This is a genomic window from Arthrobacter oryzae, from assembly GCF_030718995.1.
Taxonomy (GTDB): domain Bacteria; phylum Actinomycetota; class Actinomycetes; order Actinomycetales; family Micrococcaceae; genus Arthrobacter; species Arthrobacter oryzae_C.
The window spans coordinates 2,878,105-2,902,661 of sequence record NZ_CP132204.1 but is presented as its reverse complement, the minus strand read 5'-3'; the positions used below and the strand labels follow the sequence as shown (position 1 = coordinate 2,902,661).

At 65.5% G+C, this 24,557-nt stretch carries 22 protein-coding genes; 14 read left to right on the top strand and 8 right to left on the bottom strand.

Features of this window, described 5'->3' with window-relative positions:
* Positions 1–10: 10 nt before the first annotated feature.
* From Q8Z05_RS13370 to Q8Z05_RS13335, 8 genes are all read left to right on the top strand, one after another.
* The gene (locus tag Q8Z05_RS13370) at positions 11–1,111 is read left to right on the top strand and encodes a substrate-binding domain-containing protein (protein ID WP_028270518.1); all 1,101 of its coding nucleotides are present in this window, start codon (positions 11–13) and stop codon (positions 1,109–1,111) included.
* 210 nt (positions 1,112–1,321) lie between these two features.
* Positions 1,322–2,776 (top strand): ABC transporter permease, encoded by a 1,455-nt coding sequence (locus tag Q8Z05_RS13365; RefSeq protein WP_305940116.1) that lies wholly within the window; start codon positions 1,322–1,324, stop codon positions 2,774–2,776.
* A gap of 2 nt (positions 2,777–2,778) precedes the next feature.
* Positions 2,779–3,486, top strand: a complete 708-nt coding sequence (locus Q8Z05_RS13360; protein WP_305940115.1) for an ABC transporter ATP-binding protein — start codon at positions 2,779–2,781, stop codon at positions 3,484–3,486.
* A 201-nt stretch (positions 3,487–3,687) separates the two neighbouring features.
* Entirely contained in the window at positions 3,688–4,785 is a 1,098-nt protein-coding gene (locus Q8Z05_RS13355) for a Gfo/Idh/MocA family protein (protein ID WP_305940114.1), read from the top strand.
* 104 nt (positions 4,786–4,889) lie between these two features.
* Positions 4,890–5,837: a hypothetical protein gene (locus tag Q8Z05_RS13350; RefSeq protein ID WP_305940113.1), complete on the top strand. Its 948-nt coding sequence runs from the start codon at positions 4,890–4,892 to the stop codon at positions 5,835–5,837.
* Positions 5,838–5,921: 84 nt separating this feature from the next.
* Complete coding sequence (locus tag Q8Z05_RS13345) at positions 5,922–7,346, top strand: beta strand repeat-containing protein (RefSeq protein ID WP_305940112.1); 1,425 nt, start codon at positions 5,922–5,924, stop codon at positions 7,344–7,346.
* 182 nt (positions 7,347–7,528) lie between these two features.
* Entirely contained in the window at positions 7,529–8,734 is a 1,206-nt protein-coding gene (locus tag Q8Z05_RS13340; RefSeq protein ID WP_305940111.1) for a serine/threonine-protein kinase, read from the top strand.
* Positions 8,731–9,243 carry a mucin-associated surface protein gene (locus Q8Z05_RS13335; protein ID WP_305940110.1) on the top strand — a complete coding sequence of 171 codons (513 nt, stop codon included), beginning with the start codon at positions 8,731–8,733 and terminating at the stop codon, positions 9,241–9,243. Before Q8Z05_RS13340 ends, Q8Z05_RS13335 begins: the two co-directional genes overlap by 4 nt.
* A gap of 50 nt (positions 9,244–9,293) precedes the next feature.
* Here the strand turns inward: Q8Z05_RS13335 and Q8Z05_RS13330 are convergent, their stop codons facing one another.
* Entirely contained in the window at positions 9,294–11,510 is a 2,217-nt protein-coding gene (locus Q8Z05_RS13330; protein WP_305940109.1) for a catalase, read from the bottom strand.
* A 263-nt stretch (positions 11,511–11,773) separates the two neighbouring features.
* Here Q8Z05_RS13330 and Q8Z05_RS13325 point away from each other — a divergent pair, with 263 nt between their 5' ends.
* Positions 11,774–12,352: an SRPBCC family protein gene (locus Q8Z05_RS13325; RefSeq protein WP_305940108.1), complete on the top strand. Its 579-nt coding sequence runs from the start codon at positions 11,774–11,776 to the stop codon at positions 12,350–12,352.
* 81 nt (positions 12,353–12,433) lie between these two features.
* Here Q8Z05_RS13325 and Q8Z05_RS13320 read toward each other — a convergent pair whose 3' ends face one another.
* Positions 12,434–14,656, bottom strand: a complete 2,223-nt coding sequence (locus tag Q8Z05_RS13320; RefSeq protein WP_305940107.1) for an NADP-dependent isocitrate dehydrogenase — start codon at positions 14,654–14,656, stop codon at positions 12,434–12,436.
* A gap of 289 nt (positions 14,657–14,945) precedes the next feature.
* Here Q8Z05_RS13320 and Q8Z05_RS13315 point away from each other — a divergent pair, with 289 nt between their 5' ends.
* Together Q8Z05_RS13315 and Q8Z05_RS13310 are read left to right on the top strand one after the other, a co-directional pair.
* Positions 14,946–15,920: a trypsin-like serine peptidase gene (locus Q8Z05_RS13315; protein ID WP_305940106.1), complete on the top strand. Its 975-nt coding sequence runs from the start codon at positions 14,946–14,948 to the stop codon at positions 15,918–15,920.
* Complete coding sequence (locus tag Q8Z05_RS13310) at positions 15,901–16,122, top strand: hypothetical protein (protein WP_305940105.1); 222 nt, start codon at positions 15,901–15,903, stop codon at positions 16,120–16,122. Before Q8Z05_RS13315 ends, Q8Z05_RS13310 begins: the two co-directional genes overlap by 20 nt.
* Before the next feature lie 85 nt (positions 16,123–16,207).
* On the opposite strand, the gene purH is transcribed toward Q8Z05_RS13310, so the two are convergent.
* Positions 16,208–17,878, bottom strand: coding sequence for a bifunctional phosphoribosylaminoimidazolecarboxamide formyltransferase/IMP cyclohydrolase (purH, locus tag Q8Z05_RS13305; RefSeq protein WP_305940104.1), 1,671 nt, complete (start codon positions 17,876–17,878; stop codon positions 16,208–16,210).
* A 163-nt stretch (positions 17,879–18,041) separates the two neighbouring features.
* Between purH and Q8Z05_RS13300 the strand changes: the two genes are divergently transcribed.
* Positions 18,042–19,394 (top strand): MFS transporter, encoded by a 1,353-nt coding sequence (locus tag Q8Z05_RS13300; RefSeq protein WP_305940103.1) that lies wholly within the window; start codon positions 18,042–18,044, stop codon positions 19,392–19,394.
* A gap of 75 nt (positions 19,395–19,469) precedes the next feature.
* Here the strand turns inward: Q8Z05_RS13300 and Q8Z05_RS13295 are convergent, their stop codons facing one another.
* Positions 19,470–20,405 (bottom strand): hypothetical protein, encoded by a 936-nt coding sequence (locus Q8Z05_RS13295; RefSeq protein WP_305940102.1) that lies wholly within the window; start codon positions 20,403–20,405, stop codon positions 19,470–19,472.
* 133 nt (positions 20,406–20,538) lie between these two features.
* Positions 20,539–21,102: a phosphoribosylglycinamide formyltransferase gene (gene purN, locus Q8Z05_RS13290; protein WP_305940101.1), complete on the bottom strand. Its 564-nt coding sequence runs from the start codon at positions 21,100–21,102 to the stop codon at positions 20,539–20,541.
* A 39-nt stretch (positions 21,103–21,141) separates the two neighbouring features.
* Between purN and Q8Z05_RS13285 the strand changes: the two genes are divergently transcribed.
* Positions 21,142–21,573: a hypothetical protein gene (locus Q8Z05_RS13285; RefSeq protein ID WP_305940100.1), complete on the top strand. Its 432-nt coding sequence runs from the start codon at positions 21,142–21,144 to the stop codon at positions 21,571–21,573.
* Positions 21,574–21,657: 84 nt separating this feature from the next.
* Here the strand turns inward: Q8Z05_RS13285 and Q8Z05_RS13280 are convergent, their stop codons facing one another.
* The 3 genes from Q8Z05_RS13280 to Q8Z05_RS13270 all read right to left on the bottom strand — a co-directional run bounded on the left by Q8Z05_RS13280 (position 21,658) and on the right by Q8Z05_RS13270 (position 23,909).
* Positions 21,658–22,050 (bottom strand): hypothetical protein, encoded by a 393-nt coding sequence (locus Q8Z05_RS13280; RefSeq protein ID WP_305940099.1) that lies wholly within the window; start codon positions 22,048–22,050, stop codon positions 21,658–21,660.
* Positions 22,047–22,391 carry a PadR family transcriptional regulator gene (locus Q8Z05_RS13275; RefSeq protein ID WP_305940098.1) on the bottom strand — a complete coding sequence of 115 codons (345 nt, stop codon included), beginning with the start codon at positions 22,389–22,391 and terminating at the stop codon, positions 22,047–22,049. Before Q8Z05_RS13275 ends, Q8Z05_RS13280 begins: the two co-directional genes overlap by 4 nt.
* Positions 22,392–22,592: 201 nt before the next feature.
* Positions 22,593–23,909, bottom strand: a complete 1,317-nt coding sequence (locus tag Q8Z05_RS13270; protein WP_305940097.1) for a cell division protein PerM — start codon at positions 23,907–23,909, stop codon at positions 22,593–22,595.
* 121 nt (positions 23,910–24,030) lie between these two features.
* On the opposite strand from Q8Z05_RS13270, the gene Q8Z05_RS13265 reads away from it, so the two are divergent.
* Positions 24,031–24,492: a DUF4383 domain-containing protein gene (locus Q8Z05_RS13265; protein ID WP_305940096.1), complete on the top strand. Its 462-nt coding sequence runs from the start codon at positions 24,031–24,033 to the stop codon at positions 24,490–24,492.
* The last annotated feature ends 65 nt before the right edge of the window (positions 24,493–24,557 follow it).

Below are 24,557 nucleotides of genomic sequence, written 5' to 3'. Positions count from 1 at the left end.
GAACCAAGCAATGCAAATGATTGGTAAAGCAGGAAAGGCAGCAGCAATCGCTGCTATTGCGGCACTGGCGCTGACAGCCTGCGGCCGCTCTGAAACCGGCACCACAGGTGGTGGCACGGGCGGCGGCGAGGCATTCCCCAAGAACTCCTCGATCGGCGTCGCGCTCCCCCAGAAGACCAGTGAAAACTGGGTGCTGGCCGAGAAGCTGTTCAACGACGGCCTGAACGGAGCCGGTTTCAAGGCTGACGTGCAGTTCGCCAACGGCGGCGTCTCCGAGCAGCAGAACCAGATCAGCGCCATGGTCACCAAGGGTGCAAAGGTCATCATCGTGGGTGCCATCGATGGCGCCCAGCTGGGTACCCAGCTCAAGCAGGCCAAGGACTCCGGCGCCACCATCATCGCCTACGACCGTCTGCTCCTGAACACCGAGAACGTGGACTACTACGTGGCCTACGACAACTTCAAGGTGGGCGAGCTCCAGGGCCAGGCCCTGCTGGACGGCATGAAGGCCAAGAAGCCCTCCGGCCCGTACAACATCGAACTGTTCGCCGGTTCCCCGGATGACGCCAACGCCAAGGTCTTCTTCGACGGCGCCATGAGCGTCCTCAAGCCGAAGATCGACGACGGCACGCTCAAGGTTGTCTCCGGCCAGACCTCGTTCGAACAGGCTGTGACCCAGGGCTGGAAGGCTGAGAACGCCCAGCGCCGGGCGGACACCCTGCTGACCGGCAGCTACAACACCGCTTCCCTGGACGGCGTCCTCTCCCCGAACGACACCCTGGCACGTGCGGTGCTGACGTCCGTCAAGGCGGCCGGCAAGCCGCTTCCGGTCATCACCGGCCAGGACTCCGAGGTTGAGTCCGTCAAGTCCATCATGGCCGGCGAGCAGTACTCCACCATCAACAAGGACACCCGCAAGCTCGTCGAGCACGCGATCACCATGGTCAAGGACATCCAGGCCGGCAAGACGCCTGAGATCAACGATGACAAGTCCTACAACAACACGGTCAAGACCGTCCCGGCCTACCTGCTGGATCCGGTCATCGTGACCAAGGAGAACGTCAAGACGGCCTACGTGGACGATCCGGTACTCGGCCCGATCACCAAGTAGCCGATCTCCGGTAGTCAGCGCTGCGGCGCCTCCGACTGCAGCACAGAGCCCCGGCCCACCCGAGAGGGTGGGCCGGGGCTCCTGCGTTCCCGCAGGGACGCCCGCCTTCACAGCGCAAACATAGCTTCGGCCCGTCCTCCGCACAGCCGGGCGCACCACTGTTGGATCAGCAGCCGGTCAGTCCGTCCGGCCAGAGATCCTAGGAGTACCGTGAGCGTCCTCGCCCGAAGTGTAGGCAATGCCTTCAGAAACAAGGTCCGAACCGGGGCCGTGGTGGCGGTGTTGGCCGTGGCGATCGGCCTGGCCCTGTCCATGCTGGTGGCCAACCAGGCGGTTGCCGCCAAAGTCACCGAACTGAACGCATCCGTGGGCACCGTCCTGACTGTCAATCCGGCGGGCGGCCAGGGCTTCGAAGGCGGCGGCGAGCCGCTCACAGCCGAGCAGGCCGCAACCGCGGCCGCTGTACCCAACGTGACCGGCGTCGTCGGCACCAAAGCGCTCCGGCTTCGGAACGCGACTGAAGCCGCTGCACAAACCGCCTCCGGTACCCAGACGGCAGGTCCCGGCGGGGGCCAGGGCGGACCCGGCGGGCAGGCCACCACCACGCTGACCACCAGCCTTACCGCCGCCGTCGACGCCGGAACGCTCGGCGGCCGCAACCAGGCCGCAGAAGGAACCACCGGCAGCACCGGTGCCACGCAGCCGGTCCGCAGTCTCCCGATCACCGCCACCGGAATCGGCGCCGAGGTGGACAGCACGGGCAAGGCCCTGGACATCACCGACGGCACCGGCCTGGGCGACTACACCGCGGAATCCAGCAATGCCCTCCTGGGCACTACGCTCGCCGAAAAGAACGGCCTGTCGGTGGGCTCCACGTTCACCATCAATGACCAGACCTACACGGTTGCCGGCCTGTTCGACGCGGGCACCACGTTCGGCAACAACGCCCTGTATGTGACGCTTCCTTCCGCCCAGACGCTGGCGGAACTGCCCGGCGAACTGTCCACGATGATCGTCACGGTGGATACCCTGGAAAACGTCGATTCGACGAAGACCGCCCTCCAGGACGTACTTGGCGCCGACAATGCTGACGTCACCCAGGGCCAGAACCTCGAAACCGCCGTCAGCTCCCTGGACAGCGTCAAGAACATCTCGTTCATCGCCTTCGTTGCGGCGCTGGGCACGGCAGGCCTGATCATTCTCCTGATCATGGTGATGCTGGTCCGCGAGCGCCGTCGTGAAATCGGAGTGCTCAAGGCGATCGGCGCCCCCAACCGCACCATCGGGCTCCAGTTCGTCCTAGAGGCGCTGGTCCTGGTGGCGCTCGGCAGCGTGGCGGGTGCCGCCGTCGCCTCCTTCGCCAGCGGAGGCATCGCCTCCGCACTGATCAGCTCCAACACCAGTACGACGACGGCGGCAACCACGGGGCGCGGCATGCCCGGCGGGGCGGCCGGCTTCCCGGGAGGCGGCGCTGGTCTCCCCGGCGGCCAGAACGGGCCGTTCGGCGGAGCGTCCCAGCTCCTGACGAGCGTCACTGCGAGCGCCTCCCCCGGCGTGATCGCCGCCGGCATCGCCGCAGTGTTCGGCGTGGCCATCATCGGCGCGCTGGTACCGGCACTCCTGACAGCCCGCATCCGTCCCATCGAAGTCCTCCGAGGAGAGTAGCCATGATCGAAGTCAAGAACCTCGTCCGCACCTTCAAGTCCGGCGACCGCACCATCAAACCCGTCAACGACGTCAGCTTTGAACTGGAACAGGGAACGCTCGCCTCCATCGTGGGCAAGAGCGGCAGCGGCAAGAGCACCCTGTTGTCCCTGCTGGGTGCGCTGGACAAGCCCACCAGCGGAGACGTCGTCGTCAATGGCGTCAGCCTGGCGAGCATGCCGGACGGCAAGCTGACGGAGTACCGGCGCCGCGACATCGGCTTCGTCTTCCAGCAATTCAACCTGATTCCCAACCTGTCCGCCGTGGACAACGTGATGCTGCCGATGGAATTCGCCGGGGTCCGCAAAGCCGTACGGCTTGCCCGCGCCAAGGAACTGCTGGAGCAGGTGCAGTTGGATCCGGAGAAGCACGTGCGCCGCATCAACCGACTGTCCGGCGGCGAGCAGCAGCGTGTGGCGATTGCCCGTGCGCTGGCCAATGAGCCCAAGCTGATCCTCGCCGACGAGCCCACGGGCAACCTTGACGAGCAGACCGGTGAACACATCATCGAGCTCCTCAGCTCGCTGAGCCGCGACCACAACACCACCATCCTGGTGGTCACGCACGACCGCCAGCTCGCCAACAAGACGGACCGCCGCTTCCGGCTCCAGCAGGGGCGCCTCACCGAGGAGCCCGCCCGCACGCGGGTGGCAACGGCAGCCACCGCGTAGCTGACCGGCCGACCAGGCGCAGGGGCTGAGGGGACGTGCAACGCTCTCTCAGCCCCTGCGGGTTTTTCCCCAACGCTCTCCCACCTCCTGCGGGTTTTTCCCCAACGCTCTCCCACCTCCTGCGGGTTTTTCCCCGACGCTCTCCCAGTTCCTGCGGGTTTTTCCCCGACGCTCTCCCAGCCGGGATGAGAGGATGGCACAATGAGTGCCCCCATCGCGAAGCCGTGGCTGTTCAGCCAGACCGACCAGGATCCCCGATCCGCTACAGGACGTACGCTGCGGTGGGGAGTGGTGGCCACCGGCGGCATTGCCCAGTCCGTGGTGCAGGACCTCGTTCACCTCGCCGATGCGGAACTCTACGCGGTCAGTTCCCGGAACCAGGCGACGGCGGACGCGTTCGCGGCCAAGTACGGTTTTGCCAAGGCATACGGTGAAGGTGACAGCGGGATCGGCTACCAGCGGCTGCTGGCGGACCCGGCGGTGGATGTTATCTACGTGGCTACTCCGCACGCCCATCACTATGAAGTCGCGCTGGCGGCACTTAGTGCCGACAAGCACGTGCTCTGCGAAAAGGCCTTGACCATCAACGCGCGGGAGGCCGCCGAGCTCGTGGCCCTCGCACGGTCCCGGAAGCTTTTCCTGATGGAAGCCATGTGGAGCAGGTTCCTGCCCAGCATGCAGCGCGCCTTCGACATCGCGGCGTCCGGCGAACTCGGCGCGATCCAGTGGGTCACGGCGGACCTCGGCTTCCCGGCGGTCTACTCCCCCAGCGCCCGCCTGTGGGCACTCAAGGACGGCGGCGGCGCCCTCCTGGACCTGACTGTTTATCCGCTGCTCTGGGCACTGGGCACCTTGGGATTCCCGCAAACCGTCAGTGCCACGGGCTCAGTGAACGACGACGGCGTGGACGCCCAGAATGCGTTGACGCTGGGATACCACCACGGTGCGCAGGCCCAGCTGACGTCGTCGCTGACGGCTTATGGCCCGCGTGCAGCCACGGTGGCCGGGCGCCTGGGGTACCTGCAGACCATCGGATCCGTGAACAATCCGAAGGAAATCCGGATCAGGATCGGCATGGGGGAACCACGCACGGAGCACTTCGACGTGGTGGGCCGCGGCTATGCGTACGAACTCCGCGAGGTGACCAGGTGCATCCAGCAGGGACTCACGGAAAGCACGGTCATGCCGCTTGAGGACTCGCTGAATGTCATGAGGCTCTTCGACGGTGTCCGTGCGCAGCTCGGCGTGAGCTACCCCAATGATGCCCACCATGCGCAATCGAAGCCCGCAACCAGATAGTCAATTCGCCGGGCTATTTCCCGGAAAATGCTGGACTCCCGCCTAGGACCGTGCCTAGGCTGTAGGCAATCGTCGAATTTTCGAGGAGCCGGGGGGTGTTGCGCATGGAACGTCTGTCCTGGCGCGCGCTCCGCCCGGTGCTCCTTGCGGGCGCAGCAGCCACGGCTTGGCTGACACTGTCAGCCCCTGCAGCCAGCGCCAATGCAGCATCGGACCCTGGCTCACTGGTGGGCGGCGTCAGCTCTTCAGTTTCTTCGGTCGCGGAAGCCGCAACGAGCCCCGTTGGTGACATCCTGGCCGCCGCCGCTTCATCCCCTACTGCGGTCGCAGCGCCGCCCGGAGTCACGGTACTGCCCGCCCAGCCGAGCTCCACCGAACCTGCCGGACTTGTCCAGCCCCTCACCGGCGCTGTGGACCATGTGATCGCAGCTGTCCCGGTGGTGAACCAGATCGTCCCAACCGGCAATATCAGTGCCGTCACGGCACCGGTGATCGACGCAGCCGACGGCATTGTCGCCGGGATCGCCCAGGAAGTCCTGCCAGCGGCAGGCGATACCCTGCCCGTTCTTGAGCCCGTCGTGGAACCGGTCAGCGACCTGCTGGATGGCGTTGATTCGCTTCCGGACAACATCGCAGCGCCGGTCCTCACTGTGCCGGACGCCGCGGGTGGAGCAAGCAACACACCGGCCGCGGCATTGCCCCTTCGTGCGGACACTGAGAGTGCCGGCGGACCCGCTGCCGCCTACGTCACGTCAATGGCGGTGGCACCATTCTCCGCCGCTGACTCAGGCACACTGCGGTCTGTTCCGGCAGAGACCGGAAGCGTCGAGTCACCCGGCCCCCGTGAAGGAAGCCCTGGCCCAGCCGAAATACCTGCTGTTCCGGGCTCCGGTTCGGGGAGCGGCCAGTCTTCAAGCGGGGGCGCCGGCGGCGCAGCTTGGCTTTCGACTTTTTATCTTGACGTTCCGCTGACCGGCGTATTCCCCGTCAGCGGCCCCCTGCAGAACGCCCCTACGCCGGTGTCTTTCGACCCCGGTTCAACTCCTGACTAGGTAGGCCTTGCCTGCGCTTCTGCGCGGGAAACGGCCATCCGGGCTGCCTTGGGCGCCCCACCACAACTTTCAGGAGATATCACCATGCATACAAACATGCGCAGAGGGCTGCTCAGCACCCTCTTTGCCGGAGGACTCTTAGCCTTCGGCTGCACCGCTGCAAGCGCCGCGGATACGACAAGCGGGTCGGATGGTCTCACATCCGGCACTTCCGCCACGGTCTCTGCGGCTGTAGCCGCGAACTCGTCGTTGGGCCTACTGGGTGACTCAACGCCGGAAAACAGCACGACTGACCTCACCGCCGTCGTCGACGTCAACCTGGGTGCAGCAGACCCGGGGACGGCAGGATCGGACACGCCTACCGCCGACCTCGGCGCCCTCGTCGACGTCAACCTGGGTACGGCTGATGCCGGCACCACCGACCTCGGCGCCCTCGTCGACGTCAACCTGGGCACGGCTGATGCCGGCACCGCCGACCTCGGCGCCCTCGTCGACGTCAACCTGGGTACGGCTGATGCCGGCACCACCGACCTCGGCGCCCTCGTCGACGTCGGCCTGGGCACGGCAGGGTCGGAGACGACCACTGCCAACCTTGGCGCCGTCGTCGACCTCGGCCTGGGTACGGCAGACGCTGGGACCACCGACGTTGACGCCCTCGTCGACGTCAACCTGGGCACGGCAGACACGGGGCCGGCAGGGTCGGACACCACAACCGGCGACCTCGCCGCCGTCGTCGACGTCAACCTGGGCACGGCAGATGCCGGCACCACCGACCTCGGCGCCCTCGTCGACGTCAACCTGGGCACCGCGGATGCCGGCACCACCGACCTCGGCGCCCTTGTCGACGTCAATCTGGGTGCAGCAGACACGGGGACGGCAGGATCGAACACGCCTACCGCCGATCTCGGCGCCCTTGTCGACGTCAATCTGAGTACGGCTGATTCCGGCACCACCGACCTCGCCGCTCTCGTGGACGTCAACCTGGGTACGGCTGACACCGGCACGAATGCCGGAACCGACACCGCAATCGACCTCGGCGTTGACCTCGGCGTCGGCGGTTCAAGCGACACCGGCACCACCACCGGAACCGACACCGCAATCGACCTCGGCGTGGATCTGGGTATTGGCGGACCCGCAACCGGGGGCCCCACGACCGGCGGACCCGCAACCGGGGGCCCCACGACCGGCGTCCCGTCAACCGGCGGACCGTCGACTGAGGTCCCCTCAACCGGCGGACCCGCAACCGGAGTCATTGGTGGTCCTGCCAACGGAACCATGCCGGGCGTCAGCTTCCCCGTTGTCACCGTCCCGGGCGCTGCCGCTGCCGGAAACGGCTTGAACCCGTCGGCCGCATCGCAGGTTGCCACGACTGCCAATGCCTCGGCAGCCAGCAAGTCACCGATGCTCGCAGCCACGGGGGCCAACCTTGAGGTGGTGACTGCAGCCCTTCTCCTCCTCGCCGGTGGCATGATCATCATGCTGGTGCTGGCACGGCGCAAGAAGGCCTAGGCCCGCTTGCGGAATAGTCCGGCCGGGGAAGCTGCTCAGGGCTTCCCCGGCCCCACCTCCATCCACCGCCAGTTTCCGATCCAGGAGGCTCAACTAACAAGCATCCTTATGAAAATGCATACCCGTCCCCGTATTATTCTTAGAGTGCGTTCCGAGGGAACGCTAAAAAGGATGGGGACATCGTGGAGAGTTCGCCCAATGAAACGGCTGAGGTCCTGGACGGCCGATACCGTCTCGGCGAGGTCATCGGACGCGGCGGCATGGCATCGGTCTACACGGCCAGGGACGAGAACCTGGGCCGCGACGTGGCCCTCAAGCTCTTTGCACCGCAGTCGGCTGACGCGGATGAATTGAAGCGCCAGGAAGCTGAGATTCAACTGCTCGCCACCCTGAACCACCCCAGCCTGGTGACCTTATTCGACGCCGGAATCGACTCGCGCGTCCCCGAAGAGCCCCGGCCGTTCCTCACCATGGAACTGATTGAGGGGCAGGATCTCCGCAGCAGGATCCGGCACAGCACAGTCCCGCTGGATGAAGTAGCGGTGATCGGAGCCGGAGTCGCCGACGCCCTGGCCTACGTCCACAATCTAGGCATCATCCACCGTGACATCAAGCCAGCCAACATCCTGCTGGTTCAGGTCCGCCCGGGTGAACCGTTGCGCCCCAAACTGACAGACTTCGGGATTGCCCGGATTATCGACGGCACACGGCTGACGGCCACCGGGACCATGGTGGGCACCGCCGCATACCTGAGTCCCGAACAGGCGCGGGGAGCCGATCTGGGTCCCGCCAGCGACATCTATTCCCTGGGCCTTGTGCTGCTCGAGTGCATCAAGGGAGCGGTGGAATATCCGGGAAGCGCCATTGAATCGGCGGTGGCGCGCCTGCACCGCGCCCCGGAAATCCCCGCTGACGTTCCAGCGGAGTGGGCAAGCCTGATCCGCTCCATGACAGCGCTGGACCCGATGGACCGACCGACGGCGGCAGATCTTGAGACCGCCCTTCGGCAGGCCCTGGTCTCACCTGAGTCAGCGCCCGGAAGCGTGGCCGACGAGCCCACGCGCATTCTTCCTGCCCCGCCGTCGCGCCCGCCCCTGGTTGTCCCGGAAAGCATGCGGACAACTGAAGCGAGGTCCGGTGGCCGCACCACAGCTGAGCTGCGGCCCGGCGAAAACGGTCCGCCGCGCACCGGCGTCGCCCAACGCCTCCGCTCTGCCAACCGCGGCAAGCTGGCGGCTGTCGCGGCTGCATTCGCGGTGCTCGCGGTAAGCGCCACCATCTTCCTGTCCGCCAACACTCCCGCAACCCCGGAGCCCGTCCAGTACCCCGCGGTCACCGGCACCTTGGGAGAGCACTTGGAACAACTGCAGAAGAGCGTGCAACCATGACGTCATTGCCAGTCAACCGTGGACGCTGGTCACCGCAGCGGTGGCGGGCGGTGGTCACGGCCGCACTGTTGGCCGCTGCCCTCGCCGGCTGCAGCTCCACCGCCCCGGACCTCGATACGGATGCCGCTCAGAAACTCCAGGCCAAGGTCCTGACGGTTTCACAATCAGCCGCCGGCAACGATCATGCCGGCGCCCTCAAATCCCTCGACGAGCTGGTGGCGGAACTGGACGCCTCTGCCGCCGAGGGCAGCGTCTCGTTCAAGCGGCACCAGAGCATTACGAAGGCCATCGAGGCAGTGCGGGCGGATCTGACCGCCGCCAAGGTCCAAGCGGAAGCGGACGCAGCGGCGGCGAAGGAGGCGGCGGCAGCAGCAAAGGCGGAAGCGGATGCCGCTGCTGCCAAAGCGGCCGCCGAGGAAGCCGCGAAGCAAGCCCCCGCTCCCGTGCTTCCCCCGGCCCAGGACAACTCAGGATCGGGAAACAAAGGCAAAGGTAAGAGCGACGACTGAATCCGGGTCTTCGCCCCCGGATCCAGACCGCCGCGGCCTCAGCCCTTCCGTCAGGAGGTTGAGGCCGGGAAACGCTCCCAGGACCGGTGCGCTGCCAGAAGCTCCTGGATCCGCGACACCGCACCGTCCGCACCGTCGGTCACGGCAACTCCGGGAGCATCCTGCGGAATGCTGGCAGCATCCACGACGGCGGCACCTCCGCCCCAGCCCCCGATCGCCTTGGCGTGGCGGAAGCTTTCGGAAAGCAGCAGAATCACCCTCGGATCCAGGGACGTCCCGGGCTCGCCGGCCTTGGCGTCCAGGCCCTGCTCGGCGTCGGGGGCCGGGTCGGCCGAACCGGCAACCAGCACGGCGTCGAACTCTGTGGATCGCGCGGTGAGGTATGTCCTCTGAACCGGGATCCCGCCGTCGGCCTCCGCCCCCAAGTAGCCTCCGGACGGCGCGATGACCAGCGGCACGATTCCCGCGGCGTCCAACGCGGTGCACGCGGCACGCACCGCATCCAGGTCGCTGCCCGCGTCGGCCACGATCCCCACCACGCGGCCCTTCACCGGCCAGGTACCGCCGATCTGGGACAGCGCTGGGCTAAGGTCCGTATCTGCCACGTCCACCGTGGCTGCCGGCGCCGGCATGCCCAGGCCGTTGGCAACGGCAGCACACAGTCGGGTATCAACATTGGCCAGGTTCTGAAGCTGGCGTTCCCGGATGGCTTCCTCGCGGCATTTGCCAAGCTCAAAAGTGTAAGCCTGGATCACGTGGTCCTGCTCCACCGGGCTCAGGCTGCGGAAGAAGAGCCGGACCTGGCTGAAGTGGTCATCGAACGACGCCGGGGACTTCCGTTCCTTGACCGCCGCCGCCAACTGCTCGGGAACGTCCACGAACGCACTGAGATCGGCCCCTGCGAGGAACGGGCAGCCGCCGTCGAGCGAATTCGGGTGGTACGGTGCCGCTCCCCCGTGCACCGCCTGCTGGTGCATGCCGTCGCGGAGCATGTCGTTGACGGGCGCCTGCGGCCGGTTGATGGGGATCTGCCCGAAGTTGGGGCCACCCAGCCTGGAGATCTGGGTGTCGATGTAGGAGAAGAGCCGAACCTGCAGCAGCGGATCGTTAGTGACGTCGATGCCCGGCACCAGGTGCCCGGGGTGGAAAGCAACCTGCTCGGTTTCGGCGAAGTAATTCACCGGGTTGGCATTGAGCGTCATCAGTCCGATGGGTTGCACCGGTGCGAGTTCTTCGGGGACGAACTTGGTGGGGTCCAGCAGGTCGATTCCCTCGAAGAATTCCTCGTCGGTGTCCGGGAACACCTGCACTCCCAGCTCCCATTCCGGGTAAGCTCCGGCCTCGATGGCATCGGCAAGGTCACGCCGGTGGAAGTCCGGGTCCATGCCGTTGATGAGCTGGGCTTCCTCCCAGACAAGCGAGTGCACACCCTGCTTGGGCTTCCAGTGGAATTTGACCAGCACAGTGTCCCCCGCGGCGTTCACCAGGCGGAAGGTGTGGACGCCGAATCCCTCCATGGTTCGGTAGGAGCGCGGCAGGGCACGGTCGGACATGTTCCACATGGTGTGTGCCTGCGCCTCGGTGTGCAGCGACACAAAGTCCCAGAAGGTGTCGTGCGCGCTCTGCGCCTGCGGGATTTCGCGATCCGGGTGCGGCTTGCCGGCGTGGATGATGTCCGGGAACTTGATGCCGTCCTGGATGAAAAAGACAGGGATGTTGTTGCCGACGAGGTCGAAAGTGCCCTCGTCGGTGTAGAACTTGGTCGCGAAGCCACGGGTGTCACGGACGGTGTCGGCGGAGCCGCGGGATCCCAGGACCGTGGAGAACCGGACAAAGACGGGAGTTTCAACATCTTTGGCCAGGAAGCCCGCGCGGCTGATATTCGCCGCGGAGCCGTAGGACCGGAAGGTGCCGTGGGCCCCCGCTCCGCGGGCGTGCACTACACGTTCCGGGATCCGTTCGTGGTCGAAGTGGGTGATCTTTTCGCGGAGGTGGTGGTCCTGGAGCAGCACCGGACCGCGCCGTCCTGCCTTCAGCGAATGGTCGGTGTCCTGGAGCCGCAGCCCCTGGGCCGTGGTGAGGTAGGCCCCGGACTGGGCCCGCGAATGGGCAGGTGCACCTGTGGGCGTTCCGGTGGGTGACACCGCTTCGGGCCCCTTCTGGTCCGGCTTGGGCGGCAGCGGTTCCCGCGGTTGCGTCGGCTCGGCAACACTGGGTGGCTCGCTCGATGTGGCGCCGGGAATGTGGACGTTGCTGTCTGCTGACATGGATTTGTTCCCCTCTGAAGTGCGGTCCTTAGCCGCTGCCGTCCGGTCCTTGGCCACAGGCGGCCGGCCGTCCGGCCAGAAACTAAGCTTGCTTAGTACTCTAGGGAAATCGGCGGTTGATCACAATGGGCCAGCCGCGCTTTCATCAGCAAACTTACTATTTGCCGGGAATGTCGCTAAGTTGGTTTAAGCGCGCCCACGAAGCCCGCAACGAGATCAGAACCGCGGGCCAACGGCCCGCCAGCTGAAGGAGCGATGTACGCATGGCAACTGTCCAGGAATCCATCAACGTAAGTGTCCCGCTGAGCCAGGCCTACAACCAGTGGACCCAGTTCGAGGACTTTCCGCACTTCATGAGCGGTGTCGACTCCGTCCGGCAGCTCGACGACACCACAGTGCACTTCCAGACCAGCATCGCCGGCGTCAAGCGGGAATACGACGCCCGGATCACCGTCCAGCAGCCGGACCAGCGCGTCACCTGGGAAAGCCTCGACGAACCGCGCAACGCGGGAACAGTGTGGTTCGAAGCACTCAATCCGACCGAAACCAAGGTCAGTGTGGAACTCGTCTGGGAGCCTGACTCCGCCGTCGAGAAGGTGGGAGCAGCAGTCGGGCTCGATTCCCGCCAGGTGGCCTCGGACCTCAAGCGCTTCAAGAAATTCATCGAGGAGCGCGAAGTGGAGACCGGCGCCTGGCGCGAGCGCGTCAGCGGGGGCGCTGCCACCACCGCCGTCCCCCTCGAAGAGGAAGTCGGGTACGACGCCGTTCCCACAGAGCGGCCTGTGAACACGGATCCCGACATGGCCACGGAGCCTCCGTTCGGCAAGCACGTCCAGCGCTAAGGCCCGCAGGCCAACAGCCGCAAACAAAAACGCCCCGCCTCCCGTGATGGGAGGCGGGGCGTTTTGCGTGTGCGGGTCCGGTTACTTGGCCAGTCCGGACAGTACTTCGGTGAACTTCGCGGAGGGACGCATCACGGAGGCGACCTTGGCGACGTCGGGGTGGTAGTAACCGCCGATGTCCACCGGGGAGCCCTGCACCGCGAGCAGCTCGGCAACGATGGTGTCCTCGTTGGCGGTCAGTGCCTCGGAAACAGCGGCGAAGTCGGCGGCCAGCTCGGCGTCGTCGGTCTGCTTGGCGAGCTCCTGCGCCCAGAACTTGGCGAGGTAGAAGTGGCTTCCGCGGTTGTCGAGTTCCCCGACGCTGCGGCGCGGGGACTTGTTCTCGAGCAGGAACGTTCCGGTGGCCCGGTCCAAGGTGTCGGCGAGAACCTGGGCACGCTTGTTGCCCGTGGTGGTGGCGAGGTGCTCGAAGCTGACGGCGAGGGCCAGGAATTCACCCAGGCTGTCCCAGCGGAGGTGGTTTTCCTTCAGCAACTGCTGGACGTGCTTCGGGGCGGACCCGCCGGCGCCGGTCTCGAAGAGGCCGCCGCCGTTGATCAGCGGAACCACGGAGAGCATCTTGGCGCTGGTGCCCAGTTCCAAGATCGGGAAGAGGTCCGTGAGGTAGTCGCGGAGCACGTTGCCGGTCACCGAGATGGTGTCCTCGCCCTTGCGGATGCGCTCGAGCGTGAAGGCGGTGGCCTTGACCGGGGACATGATCTCGATCTGGAGGCCCTCGGTGTCGTGTTCCTTGAGGTACTCCTTGACCTTGGCGATCAGGTTGGCGTCGTGGGCGCGCTCTTCGTCCAGCCAGAACACGGCGGGAGTCTCGGAGGCGCGGGCGCGGGTGACGGCCAGCTTGACCCAGTCGCGGATCGGCACGTCCTTGGCCTGGCAGGCGCGCCAGATGTCACCCGGCGCCACCTGGTGTTCAATCAGGACGGCGCCCTTGCTGTCCACGAGCTGGACCGTGCCGGCGGACTGGATCTCGAAGGTCTTGTCGTGGCTGCCGTATTCTTCGGCGGCCTGGGCCATGAGTCCAACGTTCGGCACAGTGCCCATGGTGGTGGGATCAAAGGCGCCGTTGGCGCGGCAATCGTCGATGACAACCTGGTAGATGCCGGCGTAGCTGCTGTCCGGGAGGACGGCGAGCGTGTCGGCTTCCTTGCCGTCCGGGCCCCACATGTGGCCGGAGGAGCGGATCATGGCGGGCATGGAAGCGTCCACGATGACGTCGGAAGGAACGTGCAGGTTGGTGATGCCCTTGTCCGAGTCCACCATCGCCAGTGCAGGGCCTTCTTCGAGGCCCTTCTTGATGGCGGTCTGGACACCTTCGCGGACATCTTCCGGAAGTTCTTCGAGTCCGCCCAGGATGGATGCGAGGCCGTTGTTGGGGCTCAGTCCGGCGGCGGCGAGCTGTTCACCGTACGTGTCGAACAGTTCGGTGAAGTAGGCCTTGACCACGTGGCCGAAGATGATGGGGTCCGAGACCTTCATCATGGTGGCCTTCAGGTGGGCGGAGAACAGCACGCCCTCTTCCTTGGCGCGGGCCACCTGGGCAGCCAGGAATTCATCCAGGGCGGCGGCGCGCATCACGGTGCCGTCCACTACTTCGCCGGCCAGGACGGGGAACCCGCGCTTCAGGACCTTGACCGTGCCGTCTTCCTTGACCAGCTGGATCTTGAGGGTGTCATCGGCCTCGATGATCACGGACTTCTCGTTGGAGCGGAAGTCTTCGGCATCCATGGTGGCAACGTTGGTCTTCGACTCCGAAGTCCACGCCCCCATGGAGTGCGGGTTCTGGCGGGCATAGTTCTTCACCGACAGGGGCGCGCGGCGGTCCGAGTTGCCTTCGCGGAGGACCGGGTTCACGGCCGAACCCTTGATCTTGTCGTAGCGCGAGCGGATGTCCGTCTCGGTGTCGGAGGACGGGTTGTCCGGGTAGTCCGGAAGGTCGTAGCCCTGGGACTGGAACTCGGCGATGGCCGCCTTCAGCTGGGGAATCGAGGCGCTGACGTTGGGCAGCTTGATGATGTTGGCTTCCGGCTTCTTTGCCAGGTCACCCAGTTCGGCCAGGGCATCGCTGATCCGCTGCTCTTCGGTGAGGTAGTCACCGAACACGGAGATGATGCGGCCAGAGAGGGAGATGTCGCGGGTCTCCACTTCCACACCGGCAGTCGACGCGTAGGCCTCGATAATCGGCAAGAACGAGTAGGTGGCCAGCATGGGCGCTTCGTCAGTGTGGGTGTAAATAATCTTGGCCATTGGTTGGGCGTCTCCTGAAGGTATACATACATCTGGAACTCTGGCGTTATTTCAACATTCTTAACTTACCCGAGCAGGGCGCGTCGGCGCCCATCGGGGCGTCCGGCGACGCGTAGCATGCCCCCGACTGTCGTAACTGTCAGAGTCGCGGAGAGACCCGGCCTTGGTCACACCAGGCACAATACGAGACTCGTGTATCTATTTACAACAATTGTCACAGTGGGTAGGTTGATCTCCACCAGCGGGGCCACCATCTGAGGCCGCCGCATCACGACTGGTTAGGACAACCATGACAAAATCGAAGACTCTGGCCACCAGCCTGCTGAGCCTGTCCGCCGCAGCACTGCTGGCTGTGTGTGCAGCCGGCGGCGCCAGTGCCGCGCCCGCCTCGCCGCAGGACGGCGGGCAGGTTGCCAGCCAGGCAGTGGATGCCACGAACGCCGCCAGCTATTGGACGGCCGAGCGCATGCGTGCGGCGGTGCCCGGCGATGTGCTGGCAAGCAAGGCTCTCCAGCGCGGCAACACCTCCCCTGCCGCGGCGGTGGAAAAGGGTTCTAGCACCAAGATTGCCGGCAAGGCAGGCAACGGCAAGCCCGCCCCCCTTCACACCGACGAGAACCCGGTGTCCCACATTGGCAAGGTCTTCTTCACCCTGGGCGGCAGCAACTATGTCTGCTCCGGCAACTCCGTGGCGTCCAACAACAAGAGCACCGTTTCCACAGCCGGCCACTGCCTTAACGAAGGCCCGGGCGCCTTCGCCACCAACTTCATCTTCGTCCCCGCCTACCTGGACGGTGCCGCGCCGTACGGCAAATGGGCGGCCAAGGCCCTGTACGCCCCCACCCAGTGGAGCTCGGCCGGCGACATGCAGTACGACACAGGCTTCGCCGTCGTCTCGCAGCTCAACGGCCAGAACCTGGCCGATGTTGTGGGCGCATCCGGCGTCCAGTTCAACGCCGCCCGCGGCCTGACCTACAAGGCCTTCGGCTACCCCGCCGCGGCCCCGTTCGACGGCTCCTCACTTGTCAGCTGCACCGGCCCCGCCCGCAACGATCCCTACAACCCGCAGTTCCAGTCCCAGGGCATTCCCTGCGACATGACCGGCGGGTCCTCGGGCGGTCCGTGGTTCATCGGCACCAGCTCGAGCGGTTACCAGAACTCCGTCAACAGCTACGGCTACGGCAGCCGGTCCGAGATCATGTACGGACCATACTGGGGTTCCGTCATCCAACAGGCGTACTCGAGTGCTTCCTCCGCGAACTGACAACCCCGGCCCCGGCCCCGCGGACGACGGTCCGTCCGGTGACGGCGCCGTCAGCCGCAGCGACATCACCCAGGCTCCGGAGGACATCATCGCGTACTGGACTCCGGAGCGGATGGCCGAAGCGAAACCGCGGGAGGTCCGGCTTCCGGAACCTGCGGGGCGCACTGACGCCGAAGCTGATGCTGGAACTGGCGAGGACTAACTGAATTAACGACGACGGCGACCGTCCCCTTCGCGGGGGCGGTCGCCGTCGTACGTGGCGGGCAGGTCCTGGTGGACCCCAGGTCCTAGTGGAAGAAGTGGCGCGCGCCCGTGAAGTACATAGTGATGCCGGCGGCGTTGGCCGCGGCGATGACCTCGTCGTCCCGGACGGAGCCGCCGGGCTGGACCACGGCGCGGACGCCGGCGTCGATCAGGATCTGCAGGCCGTCGGCGAACGGGAAGAACGCGTCGGACGCAGCCACGGCACCGCGGGCACGCTGCGGGGCACCGCTGGAGTCGGCATTCGAAGCACCGCCGGCACCCTCAACCGCGGACTCCACGGTCACGCCGAGCGTGTTGGCGCGTTCCACGGCCAGCTTGCAGGAATCGAGGCGGTTGACCTGGCCCATGCCGATGCCGACGGCGGCACCGTGGTCGGCGAGCAGGATGGCGTTGGACTTGGCGGCGCGGCAGGCGGTCCAAGCGAACGCGAGGTCGGCCAGCGTGGCGTCGTCCGCGGCTTCCCCGGCAGCGAGGGTCCAGTTGGCGGGGTTGTCGCCTTCGGCGTCCACCTTGTCCGAGATCTGGACGAGCACGCCGCCGGAGACCTGGCGGATTTCGGCCGGGTAGCGGCCGTAGCCCTCAGGCAGGGACAGCAGGCGGATGTTCTTCTTCTTGGACAGGATCTCCACGGCTTCCGGCTCGAACCCGGGCGCGATGACCACTTCGGTGAAGATGCCTGCCACGGTCTGCGCCATGCCAGCCGTAACGGTGCGGTTGGCCGCGATCACGCCGCCGAATGCGGAGACGGGGTCGCAGGCGTGGGCCTTGGCGTGGGCGTCGGCGATGGGGTCTGCTGCATCAGCGGAACCCACGGCCACACCGCACGGGTTGGCGTGCTTGATGATGGCCACGGCGGGCTCTGCGAAGTCGAACGCGGCACGGAGGGCGGCGTCGGCATCCACGAAGTTGTTGTAGCTCATGGCCTTGCCGTGGATCTGGTCCGCCTGGGCGATGCCGGCGGGAGCGGCCTTGTCCACGTAGAGGGCGGCCTGCTGGTGCGGGTTTTCTCCGTAGCGGAGGACCTCGGAGCGCTCCAGCGCCAGGCCGGCGTAGGCGGGCCAGTCGATCACGCCGTCGCCGTCCTCGTCGAGGAACTGGCTGGCAGTCCAGGTGGCCACAGCGTTGTCGTAGGTGGCCGTGTGGGCGAAGGCCTTCGCGGCCAGGCGCTGGCGGGTCTTCAGGTCGAAGCCGCCCTCAGCGGCGGCGCGGACAACATCGCCGTAGAAGCCGGGGTCCGTGACGATCGTGACGGCGGCGTGGTTCTTCGCGGCGGAGCGCACCATGGCCGGACCTCCGATGTCGATCTGCTCCACGACGTCGTCCTGGGCAGCGCCGGACTTGACGGTCTCCACGAACGGGTAGAGGTTCACTACGACGAGGTCGAAGGCTTCGATCTCCATGCTGGCCAGCGTTTCCATGTGGGCGGGCACCCGGCGGTCCGCCAGGATGCCCCCGTGGACGCGCGGGTGCAGCGTCTTGACGCGGCCGTCCAGCATCTCTGGGGAACCGGTGACTTCCTCAACTTCCTGGACCGGGATGCCTGCGGCTGCGATCTTCTTCGCGGTGGAGCCGGTGGAAACGATCTTGACGCCTGCTTCGTGCAGGCCCTTCGCGAGCTCCTCCAGACCGGTCTTGTCGTAGACCGAGATCAGGGCTCGGCGGATGGGAACACGGTCTAGCTGCGTAAAGCTCACAAAGGTCTCCGTCTTATCTCGCGGATCAAAGCCGCGGTTGGTGGGGATGTGGCAAGTTTATCGCGTCCGCCGGGATGCCCTCCCTGCGAGCCGGAGTGTGAAGTCCGCGGGCGGGTCGCGCGCGGACCCCGCATGCAACGTAGAGTTTTCCCAGGAGGCCGAGATGAATACTTACACCACTGTGCCCAGCGGCGAACAGGTGGTCCAGGAACTGCCGTGGCGCTGGAAGGTTCAGGGCCGGATCTTCCTGATCGGCGGCCTGGGATTTATGTTCGATGCCTGGGATGTAACGCTCAACGGGATCCTGATTCCGCTGCTGTCCACGCACTGGGCGCTGTCGCCCGGCGAGGTTGCGTGGGTGGGCACGTCCAACCTGATCGGCATGGCGCTCGGAGCCTTTGTGTGGGGCACCATCGCGGATACCATCGGCCGCAAGAAGGCCTTCACAGCCACGTTGCTGATCTTCTCCCTCTTCACGGTGTTGGGTGCATTCTCCCCCGACTTCCTCTGGTTCTGCCTGTTCCGGTTCATGGCGGGCTTTGGCCTGGGCGGGTGCATCCCGGTGGACTATGCCCTGGTGGGCGAGTTCACTCCGCGGAAGCAACGCGGCAAGGTCCTCACCGCCATGGACGGCTGGTGGCCGGTGGGTGCTGCCCTTGCCGGGTTCGTCTCGGCAGGGCTGGTGGCCGCTTTCGGCGACTGGCGGCTGACGATGCTGGTGATGGTGCTTCCGGCCCTGCTGGTGTTCTGGGTGCGGCGCAGCGTTCCGGAATCGCCGCTGTTCCTTATCCGCAAGGGCCGCCGCGACGAGGCCGCCAAAGTGATCGACGACCTGGTCAAGGCCACGGGCGCCGAGCCCCGCGCTTACAGCCTCCCGGATGCGCAGGATGCCCCGCGGCTCTCCGCCGGCAGCGCCTGGGTCCAGCTGGTCCGCGTCTGGCGCTTCAACTGGAAGATCACGGCGGCTGCCTGGTCCCTGTTCTTCAGCATCCTGCTGGTGTACTACCTGTCGCTGACGTGGATGCCGCGGATCCTGATCGGCGCGGGCTTCCAGGACTACAAGGCCTTCCTCACGACGGCGTCCATGGCCGCCGTCGGGCTTCTCGGCGTGGTGGTGGCCGCAGTGCTGGTGGAGCGCGTGGGCCGCAAGTGGATCCTGGCGATCACCGGGCCGCTGTCCGCACTGACCCTGGTAATTGTGGCGTTTGTCGTGGACATCCCGTCGGCCGCGGTGTTCTGGCTGCTGGTGTTCGGCTTCATCGTGCAGGTGGCCATCCCGGTGCTCTACACGTACGTCTCCGAGCTGTACCCCACGGACCTGCGCGGCACCGGCTTCGGCTGGGCGTCCACGTTCTCGCGGCTCGGGGCAGGCTTCGGACCCCTGATTTTCGCCTCGGTCCTGTGGCCGCAGCTGGGCCTGGCGACGTCCTTCGCGCTGGCCGGCGGGCTGGTGCTGCTGTCCGTGCTGTGGATGGCGTTCTTCTCGCCCGAGACGAAGCAACGCACCCTGACGTAGGCCCCGCTCTTTTCCTTTCCCAACTGACTCGCATTTAACGTCGCGAAACGGGCTTTTAACGACGCTAAATGCCAGTCACTTGGGCACCCAGCCGCGGCTCACGAGCGCCGCGCGGACCTTCGCCACCGCCGGCCGGGCATCATGCACCATGTGCCGCTTGGAGATCCGGACCAGCTCCCACCCTGCGCGGCTAAAATCCTCCTCGCGGGCAATGTCCCGGATGATCTGAGCCGCCTCGGAATGGCCCTCGCCTTCGTACTCCACCGCCACTTTGTGCTCCGGATAGGCCAGATCCGGTTGACGCACGACGCCGGGGCTCAGCTCCGTGGGTACGTTCAGTTGCGGTTCGGGCAGGCCTGCGTTCTCCAGTGCCAGCCGCAGCCGCGTTTCCGGTGCGGAGTCTGCACCGACGCGCGCCTGATCCAGCGCCAGCCGGGCTTTTCGAATGCCGGGGGTTCCTTTGTGCCGGTCCAACATGTCCGCCAGTTCCTCCAGCGTGGCGTGCGGCTCCGTCCTGCCCTCGAGTTCGGGCCGCGGAACCCGCAGAAGGTGGTCGGCCACGACCGTGAGCTCGTTGATACTCATCTTCCGCGAGCAGTCCAGCCACGTCCGTGCACGGCTAGTGATCAACACCCCACCGTTGCTGACCACCTCGTCCGAAAAAAACTGCCCGACATGTCCCACTACGCCTCGGCGACGCGGGATAGCCATGACGTCAGGCCGCGAGATGTGTATATGGTCATCATCCTGGTTTGGAAGAAACCCCGGAAAGTTCCACAGCGCAAAAGCGGTGGCGTGCGAAGCTGCCGAGAACGGGGTGACTATCGTGTACGGCCTGACCACGTTGAGTCGGTCCAGCGGCACGTCGGTGCTCGGGATACGGACGCCGCGGCTGGGCACGTGCAGCCCGCGGAACCTAAGACGCCCGGGACTCACCCCGGCGTCGGCCGCTTCATGGACAGTGAAGGGTGCTTCGCCCAGCGCTGCGGGCAGCGGGCTCGGATCTCGCATTCCTCATGATTTCAAATCCCGGGCGGGCGCCCGGAAGTTATCCACAGATCTGCATGCGTTCACCCAACTGACTCGCAGTTAACGTCCTCAAAACCGCGTTTCACGACGTTAACTGCTACTTAGTTGGGAGGGATCAGGCGGCGGCGAGCTGCGCCAGGGTCGAGACCAGGAGCCTGCGCTCCACGACCTTGATGCGCTCGTGCAGGGAGTCCTCGGTGTCGGACTCCTCAATGGCCACGGCTTCCTGGGCGATGATGGGGCCCGTGTCCACGCCGGCGTCGGCCCAGTGAACGGTGCAGCCGGTGACCTTCACGCCGTAGGCCATGGCATCGCGGACTCCATGGGCACCCGGGAAGGCCGGCAGCAGGGCGGGGTGCGTGTTGAGGTATTTCCCGTCGAACGCGTCGATGAACTCCGGGCTCACAATGCGCATGAAGCCTGAGGACACCACCACATCCGGCCGGTATGCGGCCACAGCTTCAGTCAGCGCAGCGTTCCAGTCGGCACGGTCGGCGTAGGCCTTGAAGTCCACCACGAACGTCGGGATTCCGGCAGCCGACGAACGCTCCACCCCGTAAGTCCCCGGCCGGTCGGCACCGACTGCGGCGATTTCCACGTCCAGCTCGCCCGCCTTGACGGCGTCGATGACAGCCTGGAGGTTGGAACCGGTACCGGACACGAGGACAACGATGCGCATGGCTCTAGCTTATGGGGCTGCTCGCGTAGGCTGGAAAACATGAACCCCCCGAAGGACTCCGCACGTCCCCAGCCGGCCAAGCAACCCCTCAGCGAGGCCGCGAAGACGTCACTGCTAAAGACGCACAACCTGTTCCGCGCCTTTATCGTTGCCGTCCTGGGGGCGTTCTTCGTCTACCAGCTGGACATCACCCATCTGTGGCTGAGCTCCATCCTGACGGCCGTGAGCATCGTGCTCGGCATCATGGTGCTTGTCAGGGCCGTCAAGCTGAAGGAATCCAAACTGGTGCTCTTCGGGACGATTTCGGGGCTGGTGGTCTCAGCGGTGATGGTGCTGCTGATCCTGGTCGCCGCGGTGTTCTTCAACCAGGTCCGGGATTTCCAGCAGTGCTCCCGCACGGCGCTCACCCAGCAGGCCATGACCCAGTGCCAGACCCAGCTGGAAAAGTCCCTCCCCGCCCAGCTCCGTTAGCCCGGACAGAGTGCCCTGGTGGCCGGGCTAACCTCTGCTGTCTTATTTGGACAATCCGAATCGACCCGAAGTATGGGCAGAGGATTAGCGGGCACCGCGGGAGCTTTGTGCGGGCTTGAAGTAGTCGGTCAGGAATCCGGCCAGGATACTGGCCAGAATTAGTATCACGGCTGGCAGAAGCGTGATCGGACCAACGAAGTCGCGAACGTCGATTTTGAACAGGAGCATCAGGAGGACCGCGAGGAGAAGGTAGGCAATCGCCAAAGCTGCCCCGACGCTCGTGATGGTCTTCCCCAACGTCCGCCGTTTCGTCTTTGGGAACTGCTTTGCGTATTCATCTGCGGGGCCGAATTCTACTGCCGCAGGGGCCCCTGCTGCTGCACGATGAGCTCGCACGTCATCAAGCACTTCCGTGATCTCGGATTCCGACAATCCGCGGACTCTAAGGTTGAAGGTTAGGTTTCGCTCGTAGTTCATGGCTTTTCCCGTCGGGTTATTCGGATTTCGGTGAGAGCCCGGCTCATCCGGTGCCAGGCTTCTGCCGTACGGTCCAGCTCGTCGCGGCCGTGTTCAGTAAGTGTGAACTGCTTGCGGCCCGGACCCGTCTGGTCGTGGTGCCAAGTGTGCATAACCAAGCCTTGGTCTTCTAGTCGCTTCAGGAGTGGATACAAGGTTCCCCCCTTGATGCGTGCGAAGCCGTGCTGCCGAAGGACCTCGGCGATGGCATAACCGTGACTTTCCCCGTGGCTGAGGACTGCGAGCACAGCCTGCGGTAGCGCCGCGCGGGTCAGCTCTTGGTCAAAGTCGAGATGTTCCACATCTAGATAGTGTCACTACCTAGATAGGTTGGCAATTCCTTTGCGGACTTATAAGCCTCCTAAGACAGCAAATCCTTGCGTTGCTGCCACGTTCCAGGAGAACTGTTGCGACGTTGGTGAGCAACCGCCCAGGTCCGCCGACGCGCCGTCTGGTCAAAAAGCCGTCTGGTCAACAGAAGTAACGCCCGACGGCGGGACCTCCTACGGCTTGGCCGCGTCCAGATCCGCTTCGCGCAGCTTCTGCTGGCGTTCCAGCCACGGGCCCGCCGCGTAACCAATCACGACGCCGACTGCCACTTCCGCGGCCACCCACAGCGAGGTGCTCAACGGATCCGGCCCGATGTCCGTAAGGCGGCCGATCCCGGCCGATCCCCGCGCCATCCAAGCCAGCCCTCCGGCCATCAGGCCAGCCGCCACACCGATGATGGCGCCGAGGACGAGTGTTGAGGCCGACGCCGTGAACCAGCGGGCACGGACCTTGATGGACAGCCATTCGTCAAAGTGGTTTTCGCCCTCGCGAAGGAACCACCAGCCGGCCAGCGCACCGGCCAGGACCGGAACCACCAGCGCTACGAAGGCGTAGTCCAGCGGGCCTGCGGGCAGTGCGGCGAACACCGGAATGGATGGCAGCGGGCCAACAGCGGTTCCCAGCGGCCCGGCCTGCGAGCCCACGCCCAGGGCGAAGCCGGAGCCGGACGTCCAGGCGAGCGCAAAAACGGCCAGGTTGGGCAGGAAGCCGAGCTGCGCGATGGTGAGGACGGCACCACCCATTGCGCCGGCGTCGAGCCCTTCATACACGGCGATCACCAGATCCCAGTGGATCAGGAGGTCCACCGTAAGCAGTGCGGCTGACATGGAGAAGGCCGCCATCAGGGCCACGAAGCCGGCTTTGATGGCGGAACCCAGGTAGGAGCCAGCCCAGCGGGAATGCTGGCTGGTCCGGGCAATCCAGTCCACGGCGTCGACGCCGATAAGCCGGCTCCACGAACCGGCTTCGCGGCGGGCACCCACCACCATCCCCAGGCCGAACGGCACCAGCGGTATCAGCCCGGCAAACCACAGGAAAATGGCGACGTCGTCCGTCCGGCACACGAATCCCGTAGCCATGCCGAACCCGGCATACACCAGCCAGGAACCCAGCAGCGCCTGCCAGAGCTGGTCCGTGTACGAGGCCCGGGCCAGGCGCCGGCCCGCCCGCCACGCAAGCAGGAACGGGATGAGCGTGAGGCCCAGCGGAATCAGCGAGAGCGTGCCGGACTCGGGCTGGGCCGCAGCCTCCCCGGCCACCGTTGTCAGGTGCAGCGGCACGCCGTGGATCAGCAGCCACGCCTGGCCGCCGAGCCGGGCGAGGGCGTCGAAGTTGTTGTTCTGAAACCCCGCAGTGGCCCAGACGGCGACAATGGGCGCCAGCACCACCAGCGCGGAAATGACCGCCGCCTGCGCCGACTCGAGCGCTCCCTGCAGCCACAAGGGCATGGGAATGCCACGGTCTCCGGTCTGATCAGCGCGCAGTTTCATCGTGTCCCATGGTGTCACGGGAGGGACCCCCGCGGCCGCAGAAGTGCCCGCCCGCCAGCGCTTTTTTCGTTACTCAGCCGTAAAATTGGATTGTCCGTAATCAGTGGTTGGAGGCAGAAAAATGACTACCGCATCCCCACATGCACATGGCGTTCACTTTGGACGTACGGATGTCCAGAACGTCGGCATGGGTGTAGGTATTGTCCTGATGTTGGTGGGTGTCCTGGGGTTCATCCCGGGCATTACCCAGCAGTACAGCGAACTGAGGTTCCTGGGACCTGATTCGCACGCCATGTTCCTTAGCCTGTTCCAGGTTTCCATGCTGCTGAACATTGTGCAGCTGGTCATCGGTGCAACAGGTTGGGCAATGTCCCGCAGTGGAATGGGCGCCCGGAACTTCCTCATGGGCTTTGGTGCGCTGTACATCGTCCTCAGCATCTTCGGGCTCAGTGTCGGAGTGGATTCGGCGGCCAATTTCCTGTCGCTGAACACGATGGATAACTGGACCCACATGGTGCTGGGTGTGCTGATGATTGGCGCCGGCTGGATCCTTTCCAGGCATCTGGCCGAGGACCGCAGGTAACCCGGAACGCGTAGCCGGGACATAAGGAGCCGCATATGAGGAACGCTTCGTAGCAATCTGAATGT

What these genes read in the sequence shown, in the direction of transcription:
- Q8Z05_RS13350 (WP_305940113.1), top strand. Translation starts at nt 4,890, where the DNA reads ATGGAACGTCTGTCCTGGCGCGCGCTCCGCCCGGTGCTCCTTGCGGGC.
- Q8Z05_RS13330 (WP_305940109.1), bottom strand. Translation starts at nt 11,510, where the DNA reads ATGTCAGCAGACAGCAACGTCCACATTCCCGGCGCCACATCGAGCGAG.
- Q8Z05_RS13270 (WP_305940097.1), bottom strand. Translation starts at nt 23,909, where the DNA reads ATGAAACTGCGCGCTGATCAGACCGGAGACCGTGGCATTCCCATGCCC.
- Q8Z05_RS13300 (WP_305940103.1), top strand. Translation starts at nt 18,042, where the DNA reads ATGAATACTTACACCACTGTGCCCAGCGGCGAACAGGTGGTCCAGGAA.
- purN (WP_305940101.1), bottom strand. Translation starts at nt 21,102, where the DNA reads ATGCGCATCGTTGTCCTCGTGTCCGGTACCGGTTCCAACCTCCAGGCT.
- Q8Z05_RS13265 (WP_305940096.1), top strand. Translation starts at nt 24,031, where the DNA reads ATGACTACCGCATCCCCACATGCACATGGCGTTCACTTTGGACGTACG.
- Q8Z05_RS13360 (WP_305940115.1), top strand. Translation starts at nt 2,779, where the DNA reads ATGATCGAAGTCAAGAACCTCGTCCGCACCTTCAAGTCCGGCGACCGC.
- Q8Z05_RS13370 (WP_028270518.1), top strand. Translation starts at nt 11, where the DNA reads ATGCAAATGATTGGTAAAGCAGGAAAGGCAGCAGCAATCGCTGCTATT.
- Q8Z05_RS13285 (WP_305940100.1), top strand. Translation starts at nt 21,142, where the DNA reads ATGAACCCCCCGAAGGACTCCGCACGTCCCCAGCCGGCCAAGCAACCC.
- Q8Z05_RS13320 (WP_305940107.1), bottom strand. Translation starts at nt 14,656, where the DNA reads ATGGCCAAGATTATTTACACCCACACTGACGAAGCGCCCATGCTGGCC.
- Q8Z05_RS13355 (WP_305940114.1), top strand. Translation starts at nt 3,688, where the DNA reads ATGAGTGCCCCCATCGCGAAGCCGTGGCTGTTCAGCCAGACCGACCAG.
- Q8Z05_RS13335 (WP_305940110.1), top strand. Translation starts at nt 8,731, where the DNA reads ATGACGTCATTGCCAGTCAACCGTGGACGCTGGTCACCGCAGCGGTGG.
- Q8Z05_RS13345 (WP_305940112.1), top strand. Translation starts at nt 5,922, where the DNA reads ATGCATACAAACATGCGCAGAGGGCTGCTCAGCACCCTCTTTGCCGGA.
- Q8Z05_RS13295 (WP_305940102.1), bottom strand. Translation starts at nt 20,405, where the DNA reads ATGCGAGATCCGAGCCCGCTGCCCGCAGCGCTGGGCGAAGCACCCTTC.
- Q8Z05_RS13315 (WP_305940106.1), top strand. Translation starts at nt 14,946, where the DNA reads ATGACAAAATCGAAGACTCTGGCCACCAGCCTGCTGAGCCTGTCCGCC.
- Q8Z05_RS13325 (WP_305940108.1), top strand. Translation starts at nt 11,774, where the DNA reads ATGGCAACTGTCCAGGAATCCATCAACGTAAGTGTCCCGCTGAGCCAG.
- Q8Z05_RS13280 (WP_305940099.1), bottom strand. Translation starts at nt 22,050, where the DNA reads ATGAACTACGAGCGAAACCTAACCTTCAACCTTAGAGTCCGCGGATTG.